Origin of the sequence: Weissella fangxianensis (assembly GCF_024718545.1) — a bacterium.
Taxonomy (GTDB): Bacteria; Bacillota; Bacilli; order Lactobacillales; family Lactobacillaceae; genus Weissella; species Weissella fangxianensis.
On the sequence record NZ_JAMXDB010000032.1, the window covers coordinates 1 to 18,828 of the forward strand.

An 18,828-nucleotide genomic window follows, 5' to 3' on the forward strand; every position below is an offset into this window, starting at 1 on the left:
TACGAATGGTGTCTGTGCCTTTAATGCCAAATTTTTTCCGTATTTTATAAGGCGGAATACCTTGTAGATACATTGTGACAGCTTCAATTTGTACTTCTTTTGAAAACATAGTAAAACCCCGTAAGTTGGAGTAATTTCCAAAACTTACGGGGTCCAGTTCAAAACAGTTGTTAACTTAGATCAATACAAATTCACTGATAAAAATAAAAAAAGCTGAGACAAAATAAACTGTCCCAACTTCATTATGTTCAAATTTATTCATGATGAATAATAGCTATTCACCCTTAACGGCTTTTTCAAGCGTATCCAATGCACGTGAATGGTTGGCAATATCAGCCAGTAAGTCTGTCTCAAATTGATCAACAGACTTAACATTAGTATCACGCGAACCGAAGCGACGAATCGTAACCGTATCATTTGAAACTTCTTCATCCCCAATAACTAGCGTATATGGAATCTTCAATGATTGTGCGTTACGAATCAAGTAACCTAACTTCTCATTGCGGCCATCATATTCAGCACGAATACCTTGCTTAACCAAACGGTCCGTCAATTGTTGTGCGAACTCACCATGGGCCTCACGGTTAACTGGGATAATGCGTACTTGATGAGGTGCCAACCATGTTGGGAAGGCTCCCTTATACATCTCAGTTAGGTATGCAGTAAAGCGCTCCATCGTTGAAATAATACCACGGTGGATCATAACTGGACGATGTAGCTCACCATCTGAACCAACATAAGTGACATCAAAACGTTCTGGTAGTAAGAAGTCTAGCTGAATAGTTGATAATGTCTCTTCACCACCCAAGGCTGTCTTGATCTGTACATCCAATTTTGGACCGTAGAATGCCGCTTCACCTTCGGCCTCAAAGTATGCCAAGCCCATGTCATCCATGGCACCTTTCAACATGCGCTGTGCTTTCTCCCACATATCATCATCATCAAAGTACTTCTCAGTATTCTTAGGATCACGGTATGACAAACGGAAACGGTAATCAGTGATATCAAAGTCTTTGTAAACATCGACCATCAACTGCAAAATCTTCTTAAATTCATCCTCAATTTGGTCAAGCATCACAAAAGTGTGACCATCATTCAATGTCATCTCACGGACACGTGACAAACCAGTCAACGCACCTGACTTTTCATAACGGTGCATCATACCAAGCTCGGCAATACGGAATGGCAAATCACGGTATGAACGTTGTTGGTGCTTGTAGACCATGATATGTGATGGACAGTTCATTGGACGTAATTCTAAGAATTCACCATCGCCCATATCCATTGGTGGGAACATATCATCACGATAATGATCCCAGTGACCAGATTGCTTATATAGGTTTAGATTTGACAAAACTGGCGTATAAACATGTTGATAACCGTCTTGTACTTCACGGTCAACAATATAACGCTCTAATGTACGACGAATTGCGGCACCATTAGGCATCCATACGGCTAATCCTGAACCAACTTCTTGTGATGTAAAGAATAGATCTTGATCGGCACCAATCTTACGGTGGTCACGTTCTTTAGCTTCAACACGGCGCTTCATTTCAGCATCCAAGTCATCGGCATTCCAAAATGCAGTTCCGTAAATACGTTGTAGCATGGGATTAGATGACTTACCACGCCAGTAAGCACCAGCAACAGATGTCAACTTAAAGTGCTTGATCCAACCTGTTGATGGCACTAAACCACCACGGTCCAACTCAACATGTTCACCTTGAACGGCAATTGAAATGTGCTCATCAGCGGGTAAATCATTAATTAGTTCAATTTTATATGGATCATTCTTGAACATCTCCAAAGCTTCATCGCGGGTAATCTCGCGAGATACAATTGGCAAGTTCTCTTTAACGATCCGCTTCATCATCTTTTCAATTTCAGGGAATTGCTCAACTGAAATTTGGTTTCCTTCAACCTTGTCAGTATCGTAATAGAACCCATTAGAAATAAATGGACCAACCCCATAATGAATCTGGTCTGGGTAAAGACGGTTCAAAGCCTGTGCCAATAAATGTGACACAGAATGACGAAGTAATTGTAGACCTTCTTCATCGTCTTTTGTAATTAATTCAAAATTACCACTCTCTTTAATTGCATCATGCATACCAACATACTCACCGTTTAGCTTTCCGGAAACGGCCTTTTTAGCTAATGATGTTGAAATACTTTTTGCAATTTCTAATGGTGTCACATCAACTGGAAATGTTTTTTCTGCACCATCTGGAAATGTAATTTGTACATCTGCCATAATTATTTCTCCTTAATATCTGTTGTTGATTAAATCACATCGAAATAAAACAAAAAGCGTCCCATTATCAGAATTCATCTGATAACGGGGCGCTTATACACGGTACCACCCGAATTTATAACAATAAAATTGTTACACTCTCATCCCTTAACGCGGGAAACGTTGCCGTTTATATCACAGCACACTCGGAAATAGTACCGTCTGACCTATGTTACCAACTCACACCACCGTTGGCTCTCTATTAACATAACTTATCAAACGACATGTTTTCTTCAACGTTTTTATATTCGACTATTATTATACCTGAAAAGTTTAAAAATAAAAGGGTTTTATTTCGCTTGTTGATTAGCTGTTACAATGAGTTGCTTTGTAAAGGCTTGTAATGCCTTAGTAGCTGTTGCATCAGGACTCAAATTAACCTTCACCCCTTCAGCACCTTTAACGGCACCCGTCTTTTCAAATTGTTGTTCAAATTTATCAATGGCCACCGCAAAATCATCACCATAGAAATCGTCACCCGATCCTGACACACCGTAAACGATGCCACTAAGATCTGTATCAACTAAGTCTTCATAAAAATCTAATGCTTCATCAGGTAATGATCCCTTATCAAAGGTGTATGGTACCACGACAACAATATCTGTATTTGTGCTTGAGATATCCTGAGGATCAACTAATTGGATATCTTCCTTAGTGACTTCAACTGATTCATTCTGAAATGTCTCAACAATCACATCGGCCACATCTTCGTTATTACCCGTAATCGTTGCAAAATAAACTTTTGCTTGCATTTATCTTTCCCCTTACTTATCTATTAAATTAAAATGGATGATTATCGTATTCAACCCATGATTCATGAGAATCTTGAATTCGCTTAAACATTTTTTCCATATCTGTGTTCGTAAATGATACTAAAACCGGTCGACCATGTGGACAATTATAAGGATTTTGCGCCTGTGCTAGTTGCTTCAACAAACCACGGGCTTCATAATCATTCAATGCCCAATTGGCTTTAATTGATCGTTTACATGACATCATAATAGCTGTTTTTTCACGAAAATCTTTTGTTGTAATATTACCGTCACGAAGTAACCAATCAATCATTTCACGGATAGTCGCTTCTTCTTGTCCCTTCACCATCCAACCTGGATGTTCACGCACAATTAAGGCATCTTCGCCAAATGATTCCAAATACAAACCGACCTGTTCCAATTGCGTTTCATGTGCCTGTATTTTTAAAATATCTATTTTGGGATAGTTCAATACAATCGGTACTAACAATTTTTGACTTTCCAGACCGACCTGGCTAATCTCTTCACGATAATATTCATATTTAATTCGCTCTTGAGCAGCATGTTGGTCAACAATATAAAATCCATCTGGTGATTGGGCAAATAAAAAGGTACCATGCATTTGACCAATATATTGCAAATCAGGAAATGGTTTATCCTGTCGTTGATCGTCAGCCACTTCCGTATCTGACCACGTTAACGTCACATCTTCCGCAGCTACTGGGTTAGCAACTTCCGTAAATGGCTGAACGGATTGGCTATCCGCATATTTGGCCACAAAATCTTTTACAGATTTCTCTGATAAATCTGCCGATTTTGTCACAATCACTGGCACAACTTCATCATTTTTCGATTGTGCAATCATTAAATCTGATTGATTAGCTGTTGGTGTTTCTGCCACCTCATTGTTCTCATGGTGACTATCCTGCGATTGCTGCTCATCATCAGAATGAAAAGTTACTGAAGCTTCCTGTAACTGGGTCATGAATTGATCATTATCATGTTCTGGCTCATCATAGCTCGCTTGTTGACCTTGCATGTAATTTTCATAAGCATCCGGTATCAGGTTTTCGTTCACAAAACGTTGCACAATCATTTCTTCGATCAAAGCCATTAACTGCGACTCTTTTGATAGACGAACCTCGTGTTTTTGGGGATGAACATTTACATCAACTAATAGTGGATCCATTTTAATTTGTAAGACAGCAATTGGAAAGCGTCCCACCATTAATTTCGATCCATAACCTTTAACAATAGCTTTACTCAAATTATAATTTTTAACAAAACGACCATTAATTAAGATTGAAATATATGAACGATTAGAACGCGTTAACTCTGGTAAAGAAACAAAGCCATTGATTTCAAAATCATTGTCATGCTTGTTAACCGCCAACATTTTACGGGCTTGCTGGACACCATACACACTGGCAATAACCTGCTGTAAGTTACCATTACCCGCTGTCTGCAATAACTCTTTACCATTATGAACTAAGTGAAAAGCAACATCAGGGTAACTCATTGCCAAGCGATTGATCACATCAACAATCTGTGATAATTCTGTTGCTTGAGATTTCAAGTATTTTAAGCGCGCTGGCGTGTTAAAAAACAAATCTGTCACCGTAATATCCGTTCCTCGCCGTGCATTAGTCCCTGTTTCAGTAATTAATTTGCCACCCTGATAGTGTACCTGGACACCTTGTTGCGCATCATCAGTAGCTGTTTGTAACGTCACATCTGCTACCGATGCAATAGACGGCAAAGCCTCACCACGGAATCCTAATGAATGCACGCGAAATAAATCCTGGCGCGAACTGATTTTTGACGTTGCATGTCGTAAAAAAGCCTGAGCCACTTGATCAGTAGGAATACCATCCCCATTATCAATAACCCGAATCGATTTGACACCGGCTTCTTCAACTAAAATGTCAATTTGGGTAGCATGCGCATCTAAAGCGTTCTCTACCAATTCTTTGACAACAGAACCTGGCCGTTCAATTACCTCACCAGCCGCAATTTGATTGGCAAGGATTTCCGATAATTCATGAATTTCAGCCATACATCCTACCTCACTTATTGTATTGTTTGTTGCCACTCATTGAGTTTCATCAACGCTTCTAATGGTGTCATGCCTGCAACATTCGTATTCTTTAATTCCTCAACAACTTGTTTCGTCGCCGGATCGATTGGATCAGGTAAATCAAACAAAGATAATTGTGCATCTTCTTGTGCTTCTGTTACTTGTGATTGCTCACTTGGTGTGCTGGTTGCTGGTGTATCAGCCGTTGACATAGTAGTAACAGTGTCAGCCAGTTGCGTTGCTTGCATTGGCGCTGTCTTTAATGATACGTCTTGTGCTTCCAAATTTGCCAAAATCTTAGCTGCGCGATCAATTAAACTTTCTGGTAACCCAGCCAACTTGGCAACATTGATACCATAACTTTGGTCAGCCGGACCTGGTAATACTTTATGTGAAAAAATCAATTCGCCGTTTTCTTCGTTTGCTCCAACATGTACATTACGTAGCGCGGTCAATTCATCTGCCAATGCTGTTAATTCATGATAATGGGTCGAGAATAACGTCTTCGCTTGCGTATGTTGATGAACATACTCAATAATTGCTTGCGCTAACGCCATCCCATCATAAGTAGCGGTTCCACGTCCTAGTTCATCAAACAAAATTAATGAATGTTTTGTTGCATTTTGTAACGCCGTATTAGCCTCAGCCATTTCAACCATAAACGTTGAATTTCCTGAGATCAAATCATCAGCTGCGCCAATACGGGTAAAAATTTGATCAAAAACTGGTAAGGTAGCTTCTTCAGCTGGCACGAACGAACCAATTTGAGCCATGATAACAATTAGGGCTAGTTGCCGCATGTACGTAGATTTACCAGACATATTCGGACCAGTGATCAATAAAATCGTATCGCTCGGTTGCATGTCAACATCATTAGCCACGTAAGATTGATGGCCTAACACTTTTTCCACCACCGGATGACGACCTTCTTTTATCGCAATCGTTTGTTCATCGGTCAATGTTGGCCGTACAAAATGATACTTTTCAGCAATAGTAGCTAATGACTGTAAGACATCCAATTGTGCTAAATGAGCTGCTAATCCTTGGATACGTTGAATATTCTCTTTGATAATACCGCGGACTTTAGCAAATAATTGATATTCCAGTTCACTTGACTTTGATTCTGCTTCCAAAATTAATTGTTCACGTTCTTTTAGCTCAGGTGTAATAAAGCGTTCCGCATTGACCAACGTTTGTTTACGGGTATATCGTTCTGGATCAAGCTTTGAAATATTGGCTTTAGTGACTTCAATATAATAGCCAAAGACTTTGTTGAAGCCAATCTTTAGTGAATTAATCCCCGTTGCTTCACGTTCATGTGCTTCTAATTCAGCCAACCAGGTCTTACCATTTGTCATAATATCACGGTAACTATCTAATTGTTTATCATAGCCCGCACGAATAACGCCACCATCAGTCACCGAAATTGGTGGCTCATCTGTAATAGCGTCGCTGATCAATGTTTCAATATCAGCCACAGGATCAATTTTTGCATGGAGTTGACCAAATATTGCGGGATCCAAGTCTCCTAGAATCGCTAATATTTCCGGAACCTGGCGTAATGAATTACGTAGCTGCAATAAATCACGGCCATTAGCGGTCCCATAAGCGACACGACCTGCTAATCGCTCTAAATCATATACAGATTGTAGCGCTTCTTGTAGCGCTGCGCGACCAAAGAAGTCCTTGATTAATTCACCAATCTTGTCATAACGTTGGGTCAATAAGTCAGCATCTAACAAGGGTTGTTCCAACCAGTGTTTGAGAGCTCGACCACCCATGGCAGTCTTTGTTTCGTCTAATAACCATAATAAAGTTCCTGACCGTTGTTGCGTCCGTAAATTGACGGTTAATTCCAAATTAGCACGTGAATGACGATCCATTTTTAAATATTGCGCAACTTCATATGCTGTCGCCTGCTGCAAATGATCCAACGAGCGCTTTTGCGTCTCAAACAAATATTTTAATAACGTATCGGCTGCTGTTTTATGGGCTGCTTTGGTCAAGTTTTGTATCAAAAAGGCAATTTCCGCATGTTCATCAGCCTGTTGATCAATTTTAGAAACCAAGATACCTAGGTTAGTTAAACTAGCCTGTAAATCACTTGGTAACTCATCTGCTGTGACAACTTCCTTTGTCTCTAAACGACTAATTTCATTTAAAACACCATTCACACTTTGTAAATCAGTTACTTTAATTTCCCCCGTCGATAAATCAGTATAAGCTAGCCCATAGTCATCAGTATTTGTGGTGGCTAGTCCCACTAAATAATTATTTTCCTTAGCTGAATCAGCAGACGTTTTCATCCGCGTTCCGGGCGTCACCAGCTGGACAACCTCACGCTTAACCATTCCTTCTGCATCAGCGGGGTTCTCCATTTGTTCAACTACCGCCACTTTATAGCCCTTATCAACCAAAATATCAATATAATTTTGGGCTGCATGATGCGGCACACCAGCCATTGGAATTGGTTTAGCAGAATTTTTATTACGTTGCGTTAATGTTAATTCGAGAATTTGTGACCCAACAACCGCATCCTCATTAAATAGCTCATAAAAGTCTCCCAGTCGATAAAATAAGAAAGCATCTGGATATTGTGCTTTGATTTCATTATATTGGGTCATCATGGGAGTCGTTTTTGGTTTAGCCATTCTAAGCAATCCTTTCTCTAACAAACAAGACCAGAACACGATTTGCTCTGGTCTTGTCCCTATTATATGTTTATCAACAAACAATTACCAAGATTTATTTTTCATCATCTTTCAATAGATCAGCTAAACCTGACAAAGGTGTATTTTGTTGTTTGGTTTCTTGCTTTTTCTTTTCATACGTTTCTTCTGAAATCACTGACCAGTCTTCACCTGTAGGCATCGTCTCATTGGTTGCTTCTTCCTCGGTCAAAACTTGTAGTGGAATTGATAGAACAATATATTCAAGGATGGCCTCATCAAAATTGATTTTACCATCATCAACGACAATCACTGATTCTTCATCACTGTAACGGTCTTCATGTTGCTTATCTTGAATATAAATTTCATCAATATCCAAATCAATTGGCAATGTAACTGGTTGTAATGATCTTGTCGAAGGTGTTACTAGCTCTCCCGTTACATGAGCATGAATAAGGACGTCATCATCATCACTTTGTGCAAAACCAGAAACATTAACTGGTGTAATATCCTTGATGACATCACCAAATTGCGTTAATAAATCTTCCTTAAGGGTTACCTTTTCATTAAATGGTAGTGGTTCATCTTTATAGGTTTGTAATTCTGAAAATTGCCACTTCATATATTTACTTCCTTTCTCATTCAGTAAATAGCGGAATACGACCTGTATCCATCGCTTGTCGTACTGGTTGTTTGATCATTAATTCATACAGCTTGCCAGCACGATAATCCAATGTCAAGATGCCCGTCGTATCCTCATGAGTTACACGATTGACAACAGGTATTGATACATGTTTTCGCTGCTGTTTAATAAACGCCCGCCCTGTTTTACTTGCACCTAATAGCCGCAAATAAGGTTGATCGACTGCCTGTTGCATCTCTTGCTGACGAATATTAAGTAACGTATACAACAATGTTCGTTGTAATCTTGACCAAGTATATCGTTTGCTTTTAAACGACGTCATAAAGGTCTGGTAATCAGCATCTGTCTGGCGTGTCATCTGTTCTTTTAGTCGATAGGCTAGTCCATCATTCAATTGATAAACTGTCGATAATTCTTCAACCGGTGTGGTCAATACCTTATATTGCAACAAGTGATACCAATCCGTTGACCATTCTTTTGTTTGTGGCCCCTGGCTAAGTAAACCTGCTGCCTGCGACGAAACAAAAGCCTCATATTCATGCGCCGATGCTCGTCGGTGCATAAGGTCACGTAAGGCAGTTGCACTTGCAATCTGGCTATCCGTAATTGCAGTTTGATGATATGATGCTCCAATTCGCTGAATGGGTAATAAACGAATTTCGTCCGCTAAACCAAGTTCTAAAACCGCTGTCGCATATGCAAATCCTAGCAAATCATTGGGCTCAGAAAGCCGTTCACCAGTTGCTTGAGCTAACACATCATTAAATACAGTGGCATAAGTTTGTGTATAATCTGTCCGAAAAGCCTGATTACTCATTAATAAACTGCGCGCCTGCTTGGCCAAAGCAAGAAAATCTAATTGGGCATGTTCGGCACCAAAGACAATCGTATCTACACCAGCTCTAGCCAATAAGTTAACGGCACCACGCGCAAATAAATGCGCTGGTTGCACAGCAAATGCAAATGGTAATTCATAAACAACATCAGCCCCGCCTTCAAGCGCAAGCGATGTACGTTGCCATTTATCAAATATCGCTGGTACACCTCGTTGTACAAAATTGCCTGACATCACGACAACAGCCGTTTCTGCACCAGTTAACATCTTGGCTTGCGCTAGATGATAGGCATGCCCATTATGAAACGGATTATATTCTGCAATAATACCAACTGCTGTCATAACACATCTTTCCTATCTTATGCCTTTATAGCACTAAAGAACCAACGATCTGACTCTGGTGTCACTTCGCTTCTACCAAAGTCTGCAGAAACCTGAATATCTTTGAATCCTGCTTTCTTTAGTAAGCGCTGATACGTTTCAATGTCATAAGTGCGTTCTGTATGAATTTCTTGCATCTGTTGATAGCCATCAATATCTTCGTTATACACAAAGAAAGTCAGTTCATGCTCAACAGTATGTGGCATATCTTCAATACCATACGTCGACCACATAAATGCCGTTTCTTCATCATGCCAGTTATACATATACCCTGGATAGTACACATCTGTCTGCCAAGGTGAAATCACATCAAATAAAAACTGGCCATTGGGTTCAAGATGGCTAGCAACTTGCTTAAACGTTGCTAAAACTTCTTTAGTATTTGCTAAATAATTAAAAGAATCTGCAAATGAAGTAATTGTGGTGTATTTCTGTTTCAAATCCGACCATTCACGCATATCACCCTCGATTAAGGGAAGGTCAACTTGCGCTTCTTCAGCATGCTCAGCCGCCAATGATAGCATATCTGGCGACAAGTCAAAGACGGATACATCTTCAAAACCGTGCTGCTTTAATAAAATAGCCAAACGACCAGCACCACCAGCCAGCTCAAGCAACTTGCCAGTTTTTGAATGAACATGTGTTTGTGCATATAATTGCCAGTCAGCATATGCATCCTCATCGAATAAATCGTCATACAATTTAGCAAACGTTTGATAATTCATTAGAAATCTTCCTTAATGATCCATTGATCAATTGCAACTTCTGGTGCAGCTTGCCAGCTTTTTTCTAGTTGATAGAATTCACGCGTTTCCGTTTTGAATACATGAACAATCAAATCACCGAAATCTAATAGTACCCATTGACCTTCACTACGCCCCTCTTGATTTACCAAGTTAAAGCCTGCTTCTGCCATTTTATCGATTATTTCATCAGCAATCGCGATAACTTGTCGTTCATTTGGCGCACTCAAAATCAAATAATCATCTGCAATAATACTCATTTCATGAATATCCAATGCGACCAAATCTTCTGCTCGCTTACTGTCTGCTGCTTTAACAGCTACTGCCAACATGTCATTAACATTACTACTTATCATTTTCTATTTAACACTCCATGCATTATACGTTAGTAAAGTTCCCGGATAAATTTTTACTTGCTTATCCACAAGATAAGCTAAAGTATGGGCTGTTTGCCAGCCAACACTGGCTGCTAGATCCTTAAATGCCAGTGCTCGTACTTCATCGATACCTGGAAAATCACGAGCTTCTTCAATATAATCTGCCATGTATAGAACCTGACTTAATTTGGTCATGGTCACACCGCCAGTTGTATGCTGACGAATGGCATTTAAAATATCTTCATGATTAATACCTAATTCATCTTTAACCATTTCAGCACCAACAACGCCATGCCAAACATTATTTCCCCAATTGTTTAAATCAGTATCTAACTTTTTTTCACTGATTTTATTCAAAAAATCGATATCAGAACGCTCTTTAGCATAATCGTGTGTTAAAGCGGTAATCGAAGCTAACTCTTGATCAACCTGCCATTGATCAGCTAATTTAATAGCCATTTCCTCAACCCGCAAAACATGCTGGAATCGTTTGTCTGATAAAGCTGCTTGAACTTTTTCTACCAACTCTGCTCGAGAACCATTATAAATATTTTTTGTATAAACTAGTTTATCTGTCATTTAAATATAACCCATTTTCTACAATATACGCAGCGACTAAATCAGGGACCAAGTAACGCACACTCTTATGATGTGCAATCCGTTGCCGAATATCTGTTGAACTGATCGCTAAGTTAGGCACATCGACCCATAAAACAGGATAAGCAGCCTCCCGTGATTGACCTGGCCGATTAACACCAACGAATTTTACTAATCGTAATAAATCATCAATGCGATACCAAGTATTGAGATAAGCTACTTCATCCCCACCAATAATAAAATAGTAATCATAGTTGGGATGTTCAATCGTCAATTGCAACATTGTGTTATAAGAATAACTTTTTCCGCCCCGTTGTACTTCTAATAGCTCAATATCAAAATGACTATTGCCCGCAATGGCTGCTTGAACCATGCGCGCACGGTCAATCGGGTCGATTGCTTCCTTTGTATCAACGTGAGGGGGCTTTGCATTCGGCATAAAATATACTTTATCCAAGCCTAGTTTATCTGCAACCTGCTCGGCAATGATGAGATGACCAACATGCGGTGGATTAAACGTGCCACCAATAATCCCTATTTTTTTCTTTTTATCAGCGGACTCAGGTTCTACCTGAATCTGCGTAACAAATTGCTTTAATGTGGTTGCCATACGCCATCTCCCATTGCTTATTTCTTAAATTTTTTGAACAGCCACTGAATAGTGGCGGTTCTCCTTTTCTTGAGATTCGCCAAACAATACCAAGGTATGACCAATTGTTTGTACAACTTGAATAGACGAATTAGTTTCAATAAATTGTTTTAGTTCAGTTACATCAACATCTGAATTAGCTAGAATGTTTACCTTAAAAAGTTCACGCTTATTAATCGCATCGACCAATTGGTTTAACCAATTTTCAGTTAAACCTTGCTTACCCACACTAAACAGTGGTCGCATATCATGTGCTGCTGCTCGTAAATAGCGTTTTTGTTTTCCTCGTAGTGATATCATCTTTAAATCATTGCCCTTCGTGTTAATACTGAAACACCCTTTGGTGCCCATCCTGCGACGACGGTATCAGCTGGTACAGTTATCCAACCCAAACCATCAATCACAATGTCCGTCTTTACTGTCGTCTTAAACTCATGCCGTTGTAATGGTGGCAATTCATCTAGGCCTGCCGCCGTTGGTGGTGCTAATAGGTCACCAGCGTGCTTATCATAAAAATTATCGGCGTTTGCCAACTTTGTTCTATGTATCAATAAGTTATTTTCAAAATAAGCTGTAATTCCTGCACGATCACCTTGAATGTAATCAAAGCGTGCTAGCGCTCCCATGAACAATGTTTGTCCAGCATTTAATTGGAACGTTGTCGGCTTAATTTCTTTTTGTGGTGAAACATATTTCAAGTCAGCAGCACTTAGATAATGTGCCATTTGATCCTGATGAATAATGCCTGGGGTATCAACAATGTTACTTTCATCATCTAATGGAATCTCAATCCGATCTAAAGTTGTGCCAGGAAAGCGTGATGTGGTAATAACATCGTCACGATCACCAGTAACTTCTTTAATGATTTGGTTAATCAAAGTTGACTTTCCAACATTCGTTACGCCGACCACATAAACCGAACGGCCATGACGATATTTTTCAATTAAATCAAGTAGATGCGCAATTGCATCCCCATTTTTTCCTGAAGTCAGGGCAATATCAAGCGGACGTAACCCAGCAATATTTGCTTGCTGCCTCATCCAATCCTTAATTTTTGTGCGCTTTAACGAACGTGGTAATACATCAACCTTGTTTCCTACTAGCAACACATCATTATTACCAACAAAGCGATGTAATCCTGGAATTAATGAACCAGAAAAGTCAAAGACATCCATTACATAAACAACTAATGAGTTCGTATCTGCAATTTGTTCTAACAAACGACGGAAATCATCATCGGTTAAATTAACTGGTTGAATTTCATTGTAGTGTCGTAAACGGAAGCATCGTTGGCAAAATACCTCATCATTCTCAAAGCTCTTCAAAAGAGCTGACATTGGTGTATAACCAATCTCATTTTTATTATCAGTTTGAATCAATGCACCACAGCCAATGCACCGTAATCCTTCATCAATGTACTGACGTACAGTCTCTTCGCTAGTCAAGCTCTTTCCTCCATTGCAATTGTGGGTTATCTTTTAGCATATTGCGCTTTACGCCTTTCTCAAAAAAGCGGTTAATTTTTGTGTTCCATTGATCTGTTTCAATCAGTGGCTTCACCAAAATACTACGCATGCCAGCATTATTCGCTGACCAGACATCAGTTAACAACTGATCACCTACCATAACAACCTCACTTGGTTGTAATTGTAGAATAGTTGTTGCTTCTTTTAAACCACGCGTCATTGGCTTTAAAGCCCGAGAAACAAAGTTCAATTTGAGCGGGTCAGCAACCCGCGCAATCCGGCTGGCTGAATTATTTGAAATAATCATTACTGGTATCTCTGCTTGTTGCATGTCTAACAACCAATCATGCAACTCTTGTGTCCCATCTGGGTTATTCCACGCCACTAGTGTATTATCTAAATCTGTTAAAACTGCCTTAATATTATGTTGGCGTAATTGTTCCGGCGTGACACAATAAATTGCATCAATCATCCATGTTGGGGTAAATGAATTCGTCATTTTTCGTCCTTTTCCACTATTAATCTTATTGTAAAGTATACGCTAAATGAACGATTTTAGAAAGAACCCAACTACTGGCCTCTTATAACAAATTCCGCGTTCAAACGTATCTATTTCACTGTCGACTATCACATTTATTTTACATTATAATTGTTACTTTTAAACAAAAAGAAACCGGGACACTCACTTATGTCCCAGTTTCTTTTACATGTTTATTTAGCTACTTCAGCGTTATATTGCTTTTCACCCATTTGTTCCTCACCAAGAGACACAAAATCATATGATAACTTATTTTGACGATCAAATTCAGCAATTCCGTATGCAATCAATTCATCAATTAAGTTAGTATAACTAATACCAGAAACTTCCCACATTTGTGGATACAATGAAATATTAGTGAATCCTGGCAAAGTATTTGGCTCACCAAGATATGGTACACCATCATTATCAATCATGAAGTCCATACGTGTCAAACCAACTAATCCAAGTGCCTTATATGCCTTTAAGGCCATCTCAGTAATTTCATCTGTTAGTTCTTGGTCTAATTCAACAGGTAATTCGAATACCATACCAGAGGCATCCACAAACTTGTTGTTGTAATCATACCAAACATCGTCTTCTGGTAATACAATGCCACCTAAACGAGAAGCACGTGGATTTTCATTACCTAAGATTGAGATAAAGACTTCACGTGGCTTATCAAGGGCACCCTCAACCAAAATTTTATAATCATACTGGAATGAGTCCTTCAAAGCTGCCTTATATTCATCTTCATTGGTTACTCGAGAAACACCAACAGAAGATCCTTGGCTAGATGCCTTAACAAACAACACGTCTGAATTTAGTTTTTTAACTAACTCTGCGTATGTGTAATCTTGATAATTTTGATCAGTCAATAATACGTAATCCGTATTACGAACACCGGCTTGATTCAAAATGCGCTTCGTCAAATCCTTATCGAACGACATTGCAGAGGCTGCAATACCAGGTCCTAGATAAGGCTTTTGTAGCAAGCGGAATAATGCCTGTAATGTACCATCTTCCCCTAAGTTTCCATGGACCACTGGATAGAAGAAATCAATATCGGCCATTTCCCCCAAAACAGCAATTGGTGCTAGTGGATTAGACATGTCCATCTTATCCTTAGCTGCCGCTACGATGGCATCTTCATCTTCACCCTCGAAAACACGCCATGAATCGTCAGCATTAATAATAATGCCGTCTTTTGAAATTAAAAAGACCGTGACATTATACTTATCTTTATCCATCGCATCATAAATGTTATGCGCTGAACGTTTTGAAACATCGTGCTCTGATGAGTTACCACCAAACAACATTGCAATATTTAATTTTTCTGACATATGGTTGATCTCCCTTGTCTGTCAAACTGATTTGTCTAGAAACCTAAGTATAACATATAAATCCGATTTTCGGGAACTTTATGCTAAAAAGTTCCGAGATTCATTTAAATAGTCAATAATCTCCTGCGGTAGATCGTTCCGCATTAACAATCCCTGTTGGAAACGTTGTTGATTATATAGGCGATGCCAATCACTCTCTGAGTCAGGTTGCATTTGACGTGTCATTTCCTGTCGCCACTGTTTTAATTGTTTCAAAAAGTACTGAGAATATAGTTCATTCGTCTTAACTAGGTCAGCAACGAATCCAATTAAACGCCGATTCTCTCCCATAATCAGGGGTGTATCTAGACGCTTTAATCTCTCAACCAAAATCGTTAGCAAAAAGATTTTATCAGCACGTGGTAATGTCTCATCGTGAACCAGTTCATCTAATAAATTACCGATGTGCATAAAAGCATGCGCCCAGCTTTTTTCCCCGACAAATCCTCTAGTATCATGCTCTAATGCAATATAAGTTGCAAAGTTTAAAAACAATGTCTCGGCCACTTCTTCGCTAATAAAGTGAACATTTCCTTTACGATTAGCATAATGTAGCATCGACAAAATAAAAATACTAAACGAACGATAGAAAACACCATCATTTTCTGTTTCTGTTATGTGATTAAACAAAACATTATCCTGCAATAAATAGCGAACCATCAATAACAATTGATTAGGCTTAAACACATTATTCTGCAAACCATCACTGATAAAGAAAAAAGCTCCTTTATCACGCACTGCTGGATCTGTTTGGCGCAAACTATTCATTAAATCTAAAACATCTTGATTACTAATCGCAACAGGTTGACCAGCATAGAGCGTTTGCTGCCAATTCAACACCCGTTCCTTAATATCAGTGGCTTCTTTTGCAGATAATTGCACGACTTCAGTTGGTGCATCGTACTCAAATTCATCAAGTAATCGCCCAATTTCACTACCTAATGAATCAAATAACGTCCCTGCATGGACACGTGATCGAATCATTTTTAGTTCTTCACGAACATCATCAGTCGTATATTCCATGTTTCGATCCTTTCTTTTATTATCTTAGTCTAATTTAGATTAACACAACAATATAGAATAAAAAACATACTAGTTCATTTACTCAAGATTTTGAGCATAAAAAACTAGTATGTCACTGTAATTTTGCTAACTATTCCTTCAAATGGAAGTAATAGGTCGAGACCGTAATATCACGAGAAGCTAATGCCGTCCGTAACTTCAAACTATTTTGATTGTGCAAAGCATTTTGCCAACCATGACGTGGTACAAACTGTGGGATCAAAATCGTTAATGAATAATTACGTTCTTTCGTCCCTTTGGCAATTTCGTCTACAAACCGCATTGCCGGTTTTGTAATCGATCGATAAGACGAATGGATATCCACATAGCGCACTTCTGGAAATTCTCGTTTGAACTCAGTCCCCAGTCGATGCTCTTTTTGTGGATTTGAATCAAATGAGACATGCATCGCTAAGACTGTATTCCCAATTGATTTCGCATAATCAACCGCTTCTGCCGTAGCTCGAGTCAAATTTGATACTAAGACAATGACCGTGGCCCCGTCATAATGATGGCGTTTAATCGGTTCTTCTGATAAAACCCGTAATTGTTTGGCGACTAATTTATAATGGCGATTGATGCCCCAAAATACGCGTAACAGCATTGGCATAATGATTAAATATGGCCAGACTGAGCTAAAATGAAGGGCAAACAGTGTAACTACTAAAACACCTGATATGAAAGCACCAACAAAGTTAATCAATGACTTCACTAACCAATGACCATCCCGCTCACGCCACCAGTGAATAATCATACCCGATTGTGACAACGTGAAGGGCACGAATACGCCAACAGCATACAGCGGAATTAGTGACCCAGTTGATCCTTTAAAAATCACTAATAACACAATGGCACCCAAAGCTAGTGACATAATACCATTTGAATATCCCAGACGGTCGCCTTTATCCATATAACTATGAGGCATAAACTTATCACGTGCCAAGTTATAGGCCAATTGCGGAAAGGCAGAAAAACCCGTATTGGCAGCAACTGCCAAAATCAACGCCGTTGCGATTTGTAAGATATAAAAGAAAACGCCATGAACAAATACTTGCTGACCAATTTGTGCTAATACGGTCACATGTGTATCTGGTGTAATCCCGTAACTAAATGATAAGAAAGTAATACCTGTTAGGAAGAACGCCAAAATCAGCGCCATAATAATGAGAGTTATCGAAGCGTTTTTAGATTTTGGTTCCTTAAAGTTAGGTACAGCATTCGAAATCGCCTCAACTCCGGTCAAAGATGATGAACCACTAGAAAAGGCTTTCAAAAATAGTAGTACTGATGCACTACCCGTTGCCACATGCCCCGTAGTCGTTGGCTGATAATTAACTTGGCCAGTTAGAATATTAAATAAGCCCCAGATAATCATCACGACCATCACCGCGATAAAGAGATAAACTGGCACCATTAAAGCTCCCGCAGATTCTCGTAAACCGCGTAAATTAATACCAGTTAAAACAAGAATAATGACCACGCCAATTGCGACACTATATGGGTGAAGGGCCGGAATAGCAGAAACAATTGCTTCAGTTCCAGCAGCGACCGATACAGCAACGGTTAACATATAATCTACTAACAGCGAGCCACCCGCGACTAGCCCGGCATGCATACCCCAATTTTTAGAAGTGACTAAATAGGCACCACCGCCCGCTGGGTATGCATGAATAATTTGGCGATATGATAAAGTAATGGCTCCCAAAAGAACCAACACTAATGCAACAACCGGCACTTGTAACCATAATGTTGCCAAACCACCAACAGCGAAAAGTACTGTAATAATTTGTTCTGTTCCATATGCAACAGATGATAATGCATCTGACGATAACAGAGCCAACGCTTTCGTTCGACTAAGATGACGAGCACCTTCGTCTAAAGTTTTCAACGGCTTACCTATTAAGAACCGTTTAAATAGTGGCCACATGTTTCCGCTCCTCAAGAAAAAATTTTTCAATAAATTTAAAAATAGTCTAAATTAGATTGCCCTATTTCTACAAGGCTTTATTCTAGTTCTCTGCCCATTGATTGTCTATCTTTTTGCGCCTTTTTTATTTTACTTTTTCATGACATGAGATGCACAAAAGGTCGAGACACATATAATGTCTCGACCTTTATTTGTTAAAAATAAATTGATTATCAGGCTATAAACTTTATAGCCTAAACGCGTTCCAAAAGTCTGAAACCTCAATGTAATGCGATTTACGACATTCTTGTCCTTTACTTTGCTTCGGCCAAAAATGACGCAAATAGCGTTACTGAACTGAACCCCAAAAATTGGAGAGAAGTTTAAGCAACTAGCTGGTCGGAAAGATTTCGGTATTGAACCGGAGTTTTTCCGGCCAGTTTTGTTTTAATCCGTTTATTATTGTAGTAATAGATATA

At 39.2% G+C, this 18,828-nt stretch carries 16 protein-coding genes, 1 pseudogene and 1 other annotated feature; all 17 genes and pseudogenes read right to left on the reverse strand.

Going from position 1 to position 18,828, the window contains the following annotated elements:
• Window positions 1-393: 393 nt before the first annotated feature.
• Window positions 394-2,254, reverse strand: a pseudogene (gene thrS, locus NGR58_RS07875) (threonine--tRNA ligase); the annotation flags it as partial.
• Window positions 2,255-2,336: 82 nt separating this feature from the next.
• Window positions 2,337-2,539: a binding site (T-box leader), on the reverse strand.
• A 44-nt stretch (window positions 2,540-2,583) separates the two neighbouring features.
• Window positions 2,584-3,045 carry a flavodoxin gene (locus NGR58_RS07880; RefSeq protein WP_258089014.1) on the reverse strand — a complete coding sequence of 154 codons (462 nt, stop codon included), beginning with the start codon at window positions 3,043-3,045 and terminating at the stop codon, window positions 2,584-2,586.
• Window positions 3,046-3,073: 28 nt separating this feature from the next.
• On the reverse strand, window positions 3,074-5,101 hold the full coding sequence (mutL, locus tag NGR58_RS07885; protein WP_258089015.1) for a DNA mismatch repair endonuclease MutL: 2,028 nt from the start codon (window positions 5,099-5,101) through the stop codon (window positions 3,074-3,076).
• Window positions 5,102-5,115: 14 nt separating this feature from the next.
• Window positions 5,116-7,773, reverse strand: a complete 2,658-nt coding sequence (gene mutS / locus NGR58_RS07890; protein ID WP_258089016.1) for a DNA mismatch repair protein MutS — start codon at window positions 7,771-7,773, stop codon at window positions 5,116-5,118.
• A gap of 94 nt (window positions 7,774-7,867) precedes the next feature.
• On the reverse strand, window positions 7,868-8,413 hold the full coding sequence (locus NGR58_RS07895) for a YceD family protein (protein WP_258089017.1): 546 nt from the start codon (window positions 8,411-8,413) through the stop codon (window positions 7,868-7,870).
• Window positions 8,414-8,429: 16 nt separating this feature from the next.
• Entirely contained in the window at window positions 8,430-9,611 is a 1,182-nt protein-coding gene (locus NGR58_RS07900; RefSeq protein ID WP_258089018.1) for a nucleotidyltransferase, read from the reverse strand.
• A 17-nt stretch (window positions 9,612-9,628) separates the two neighbouring features.
• Window positions 9,629-10,375, reverse strand: a complete 747-nt coding sequence (locus tag NGR58_RS07905; protein WP_258089019.1) for a class I SAM-dependent DNA methyltransferase — start codon at window positions 10,373-10,375, stop codon at window positions 9,629-9,631.
• The gene (gene rsfS / locus NGR58_RS07910) at window positions 10,375-10,749 is read right to left on the reverse strand and encodes a ribosome silencing factor (protein WP_258089020.1); all 375 of its coding nucleotides are present in this window, start codon (window positions 10,747-10,749) and stop codon (window positions 10,375-10,377) included. The genes NGR58_RS07905 and rsfS overlap by 1 nt, the downstream gene beginning before the upstream one ends.
• 3 nt (window positions 10,750-10,752) lie before the next feature.
• The gene (gene yqeK, locus NGR58_RS07915) at window positions 10,753-11,349 is read right to left on the reverse strand and encodes a bis(5'-nucleosyl)-tetraphosphatase (symmetrical) YqeK (RefSeq protein ID WP_258089021.1); all 597 of its coding nucleotides are present in this window, start codon (window positions 11,347-11,349) and stop codon (window positions 10,753-10,755) included.
• Entirely contained in the window at window positions 11,339-11,977 is a 639-nt protein-coding gene (locus tag NGR58_RS07920; RefSeq protein WP_258089022.1) for a nicotinate-nucleotide adenylyltransferase, read from the reverse strand. Before NGR58_RS07920 ends, yqeK begins: the two co-directional genes overlap by 11 nt.
• A 24-nt stretch (window positions 11,978-12,001) precedes the next feature.
• On the reverse strand, window positions 12,002-12,316 hold the full coding sequence (gene yhbY / locus NGR58_RS07925) for a ribosome assembly RNA-binding protein YhbY (RefSeq protein WP_258089023.1): 315 nt from the start codon (window positions 12,314-12,316) through the stop codon (window positions 12,002-12,004).
• Window positions 12,317-12,318: 2 nt separating this feature from the next.
• The gene (gene yqeH, locus NGR58_RS07930) at window positions 12,319-13,461 is read right to left on the reverse strand and encodes a ribosome biogenesis GTPase YqeH (protein WP_258089024.1); all 1,143 of its coding nucleotides are present in this window, start codon (window positions 13,459-13,461) and stop codon (window positions 12,319-12,321) included.
• Window positions 13,454-13,981, reverse strand: a complete 528-nt coding sequence (locus NGR58_RS07935; protein WP_258089025.1) for a YqeG family HAD IIIA-type phosphatase — start codon at window positions 13,979-13,981, stop codon at window positions 13,454-13,456. The genes yqeH and NGR58_RS07935 overlap by 8 nt, the downstream gene beginning before the upstream one ends.
• Before the next feature lie 212 nt (window positions 13,982-14,193).
• The gene (locus NGR58_RS07940; protein WP_258089026.1) at window positions 14,194-15,342 is read right to left on the reverse strand and encodes a D-alanine--D-alanine ligase family protein; all 1,149 of its coding nucleotides are present in this window, start codon (window positions 15,340-15,342) and stop codon (window positions 14,194-14,196) included.
• Between the two features lie 78 nt (window positions 15,343-15,420).
• A complete protein-coding gene (locus NGR58_RS07945) occupies window positions 15,421-16,404 on the reverse strand; it encodes a DUF2785 domain-containing protein (RefSeq protein WP_258089027.1) in 984 nt (327 codons plus the stop codon).
• A 130-nt stretch (window positions 16,405-16,534) separates the two neighbouring features.
• On the reverse strand, window positions 16,535-18,370 hold the full coding sequence (locus NGR58_RS07950) for an APC family permease (RefSeq protein WP_258089028.1): 1,836 nt from the start codon (window positions 18,368-18,370) through the stop codon (window positions 16,535-16,537).
• A 362-nt stretch (window positions 18,371-18,732) separates the two neighbouring features.
• Complete coding sequence (locus tag NGR58_RS07955) at window positions 18,733-18,825, reverse strand: IS3 family transposase (protein ID WP_407077141.1); 93 nt, start codon at window positions 18,823-18,825, stop codon at window positions 18,733-18,735.
• Window positions 18,826-18,828 lie beyond the last annotated feature (3 nt).

What these genes read in the sequence shown, in the direction of transcription:
- NGR58_RS07880 (WP_258089014.1), bottom strand. Translation starts at nt 3,045, where the DNA reads ATGCAAGCAAAAGTTTATTTTGCAACGATTACGGGTAATAACGAAGAT.
- mutL (WP_258089015.1), bottom strand. Translation starts at nt 5,101, where the DNA reads ATGGCTGAAATTCATGAATTATCGGAAATCCTTGCCAATCAAATTGCG.
- mutS (WP_258089016.1), bottom strand. Translation starts at nt 7,773, where the DNA reads ATGGCTAAACCAAAAACGACTCCCATGATGACCCAATATAATGAAATC.
- NGR58_RS07895 (WP_258089017.1), bottom strand. Translation starts at nt 8,413, where the DNA reads ATGAAGTGGCAATTTTCAGAATTACAAACCTATAAAGATGAACCACTA.
- NGR58_RS07900 (WP_258089018.1), bottom strand. Translation starts at nt 9,611, where the DNA reads ATGACAGCAGTTGGTATTATTGCAGAATATAATCCGTTTCATAATGGG.
- NGR58_RS07905 (WP_258089019.1), bottom strand. Translation starts at nt 10,375, where the DNA reads ATGAATTATCAAACGTTTGCTAAATTGTATGACGATTTATTCGATGAG.
- rsfS (WP_258089020.1), bottom strand. Translation starts at nt 10,749, where the DNA reads ATGATAAGTAGTAATGTTAATGACATGTTGGCAGTAGCTGTTAAAGCA.
- yqeK (WP_258089021.1), bottom strand. Translation starts at nt 11,349, where the DNA reads ATGACAGATAAACTAGTTTATACAAAAAATATTTATAATGGTTCTCGA.
- NGR58_RS07920 (WP_258089022.1), bottom strand. Translation starts at nt 11,977, where the DNA reads ATGGCAACCACATTAAAGCAATTTGTTACGCAGATTCAGGTAGAACCT.
- yhbY (WP_258089023.1), bottom strand. Translation starts at nt 12,316, where the DNA reads ATGATATCACTACGAGGAAAACAAAAACGCTATTTACGAGCAGCAGCA.
- NGR58_RS07935 (WP_258089025.1), bottom strand. Translation starts at nt 13,981, where the DNA reads ATGACGAATTCATTTACCCCAACATGGATGATTGATGCAATTTATTGT.
- NGR58_RS07940 (WP_258089026.1), bottom strand. Translation starts at nt 15,342, where the DNA reads ATGTCAGAAAAATTAAATATTGCAATGTTGTTTGGTGGTAACTCATCA.
- NGR58_RS07945 (WP_258089027.1), bottom strand. Translation starts at nt 16,404, where the DNA reads ATGGAATATACGACTGATGATGTTCGTGAAGAACTAAAAATGATTCGA.
- NGR58_RS07950 (WP_258089028.1), bottom strand. Translation starts at nt 18,370, where the DNA reads ATGTGGCCACTATTTAAACGGTTCTTAATAGGTAAGCCGTTGAAAACT.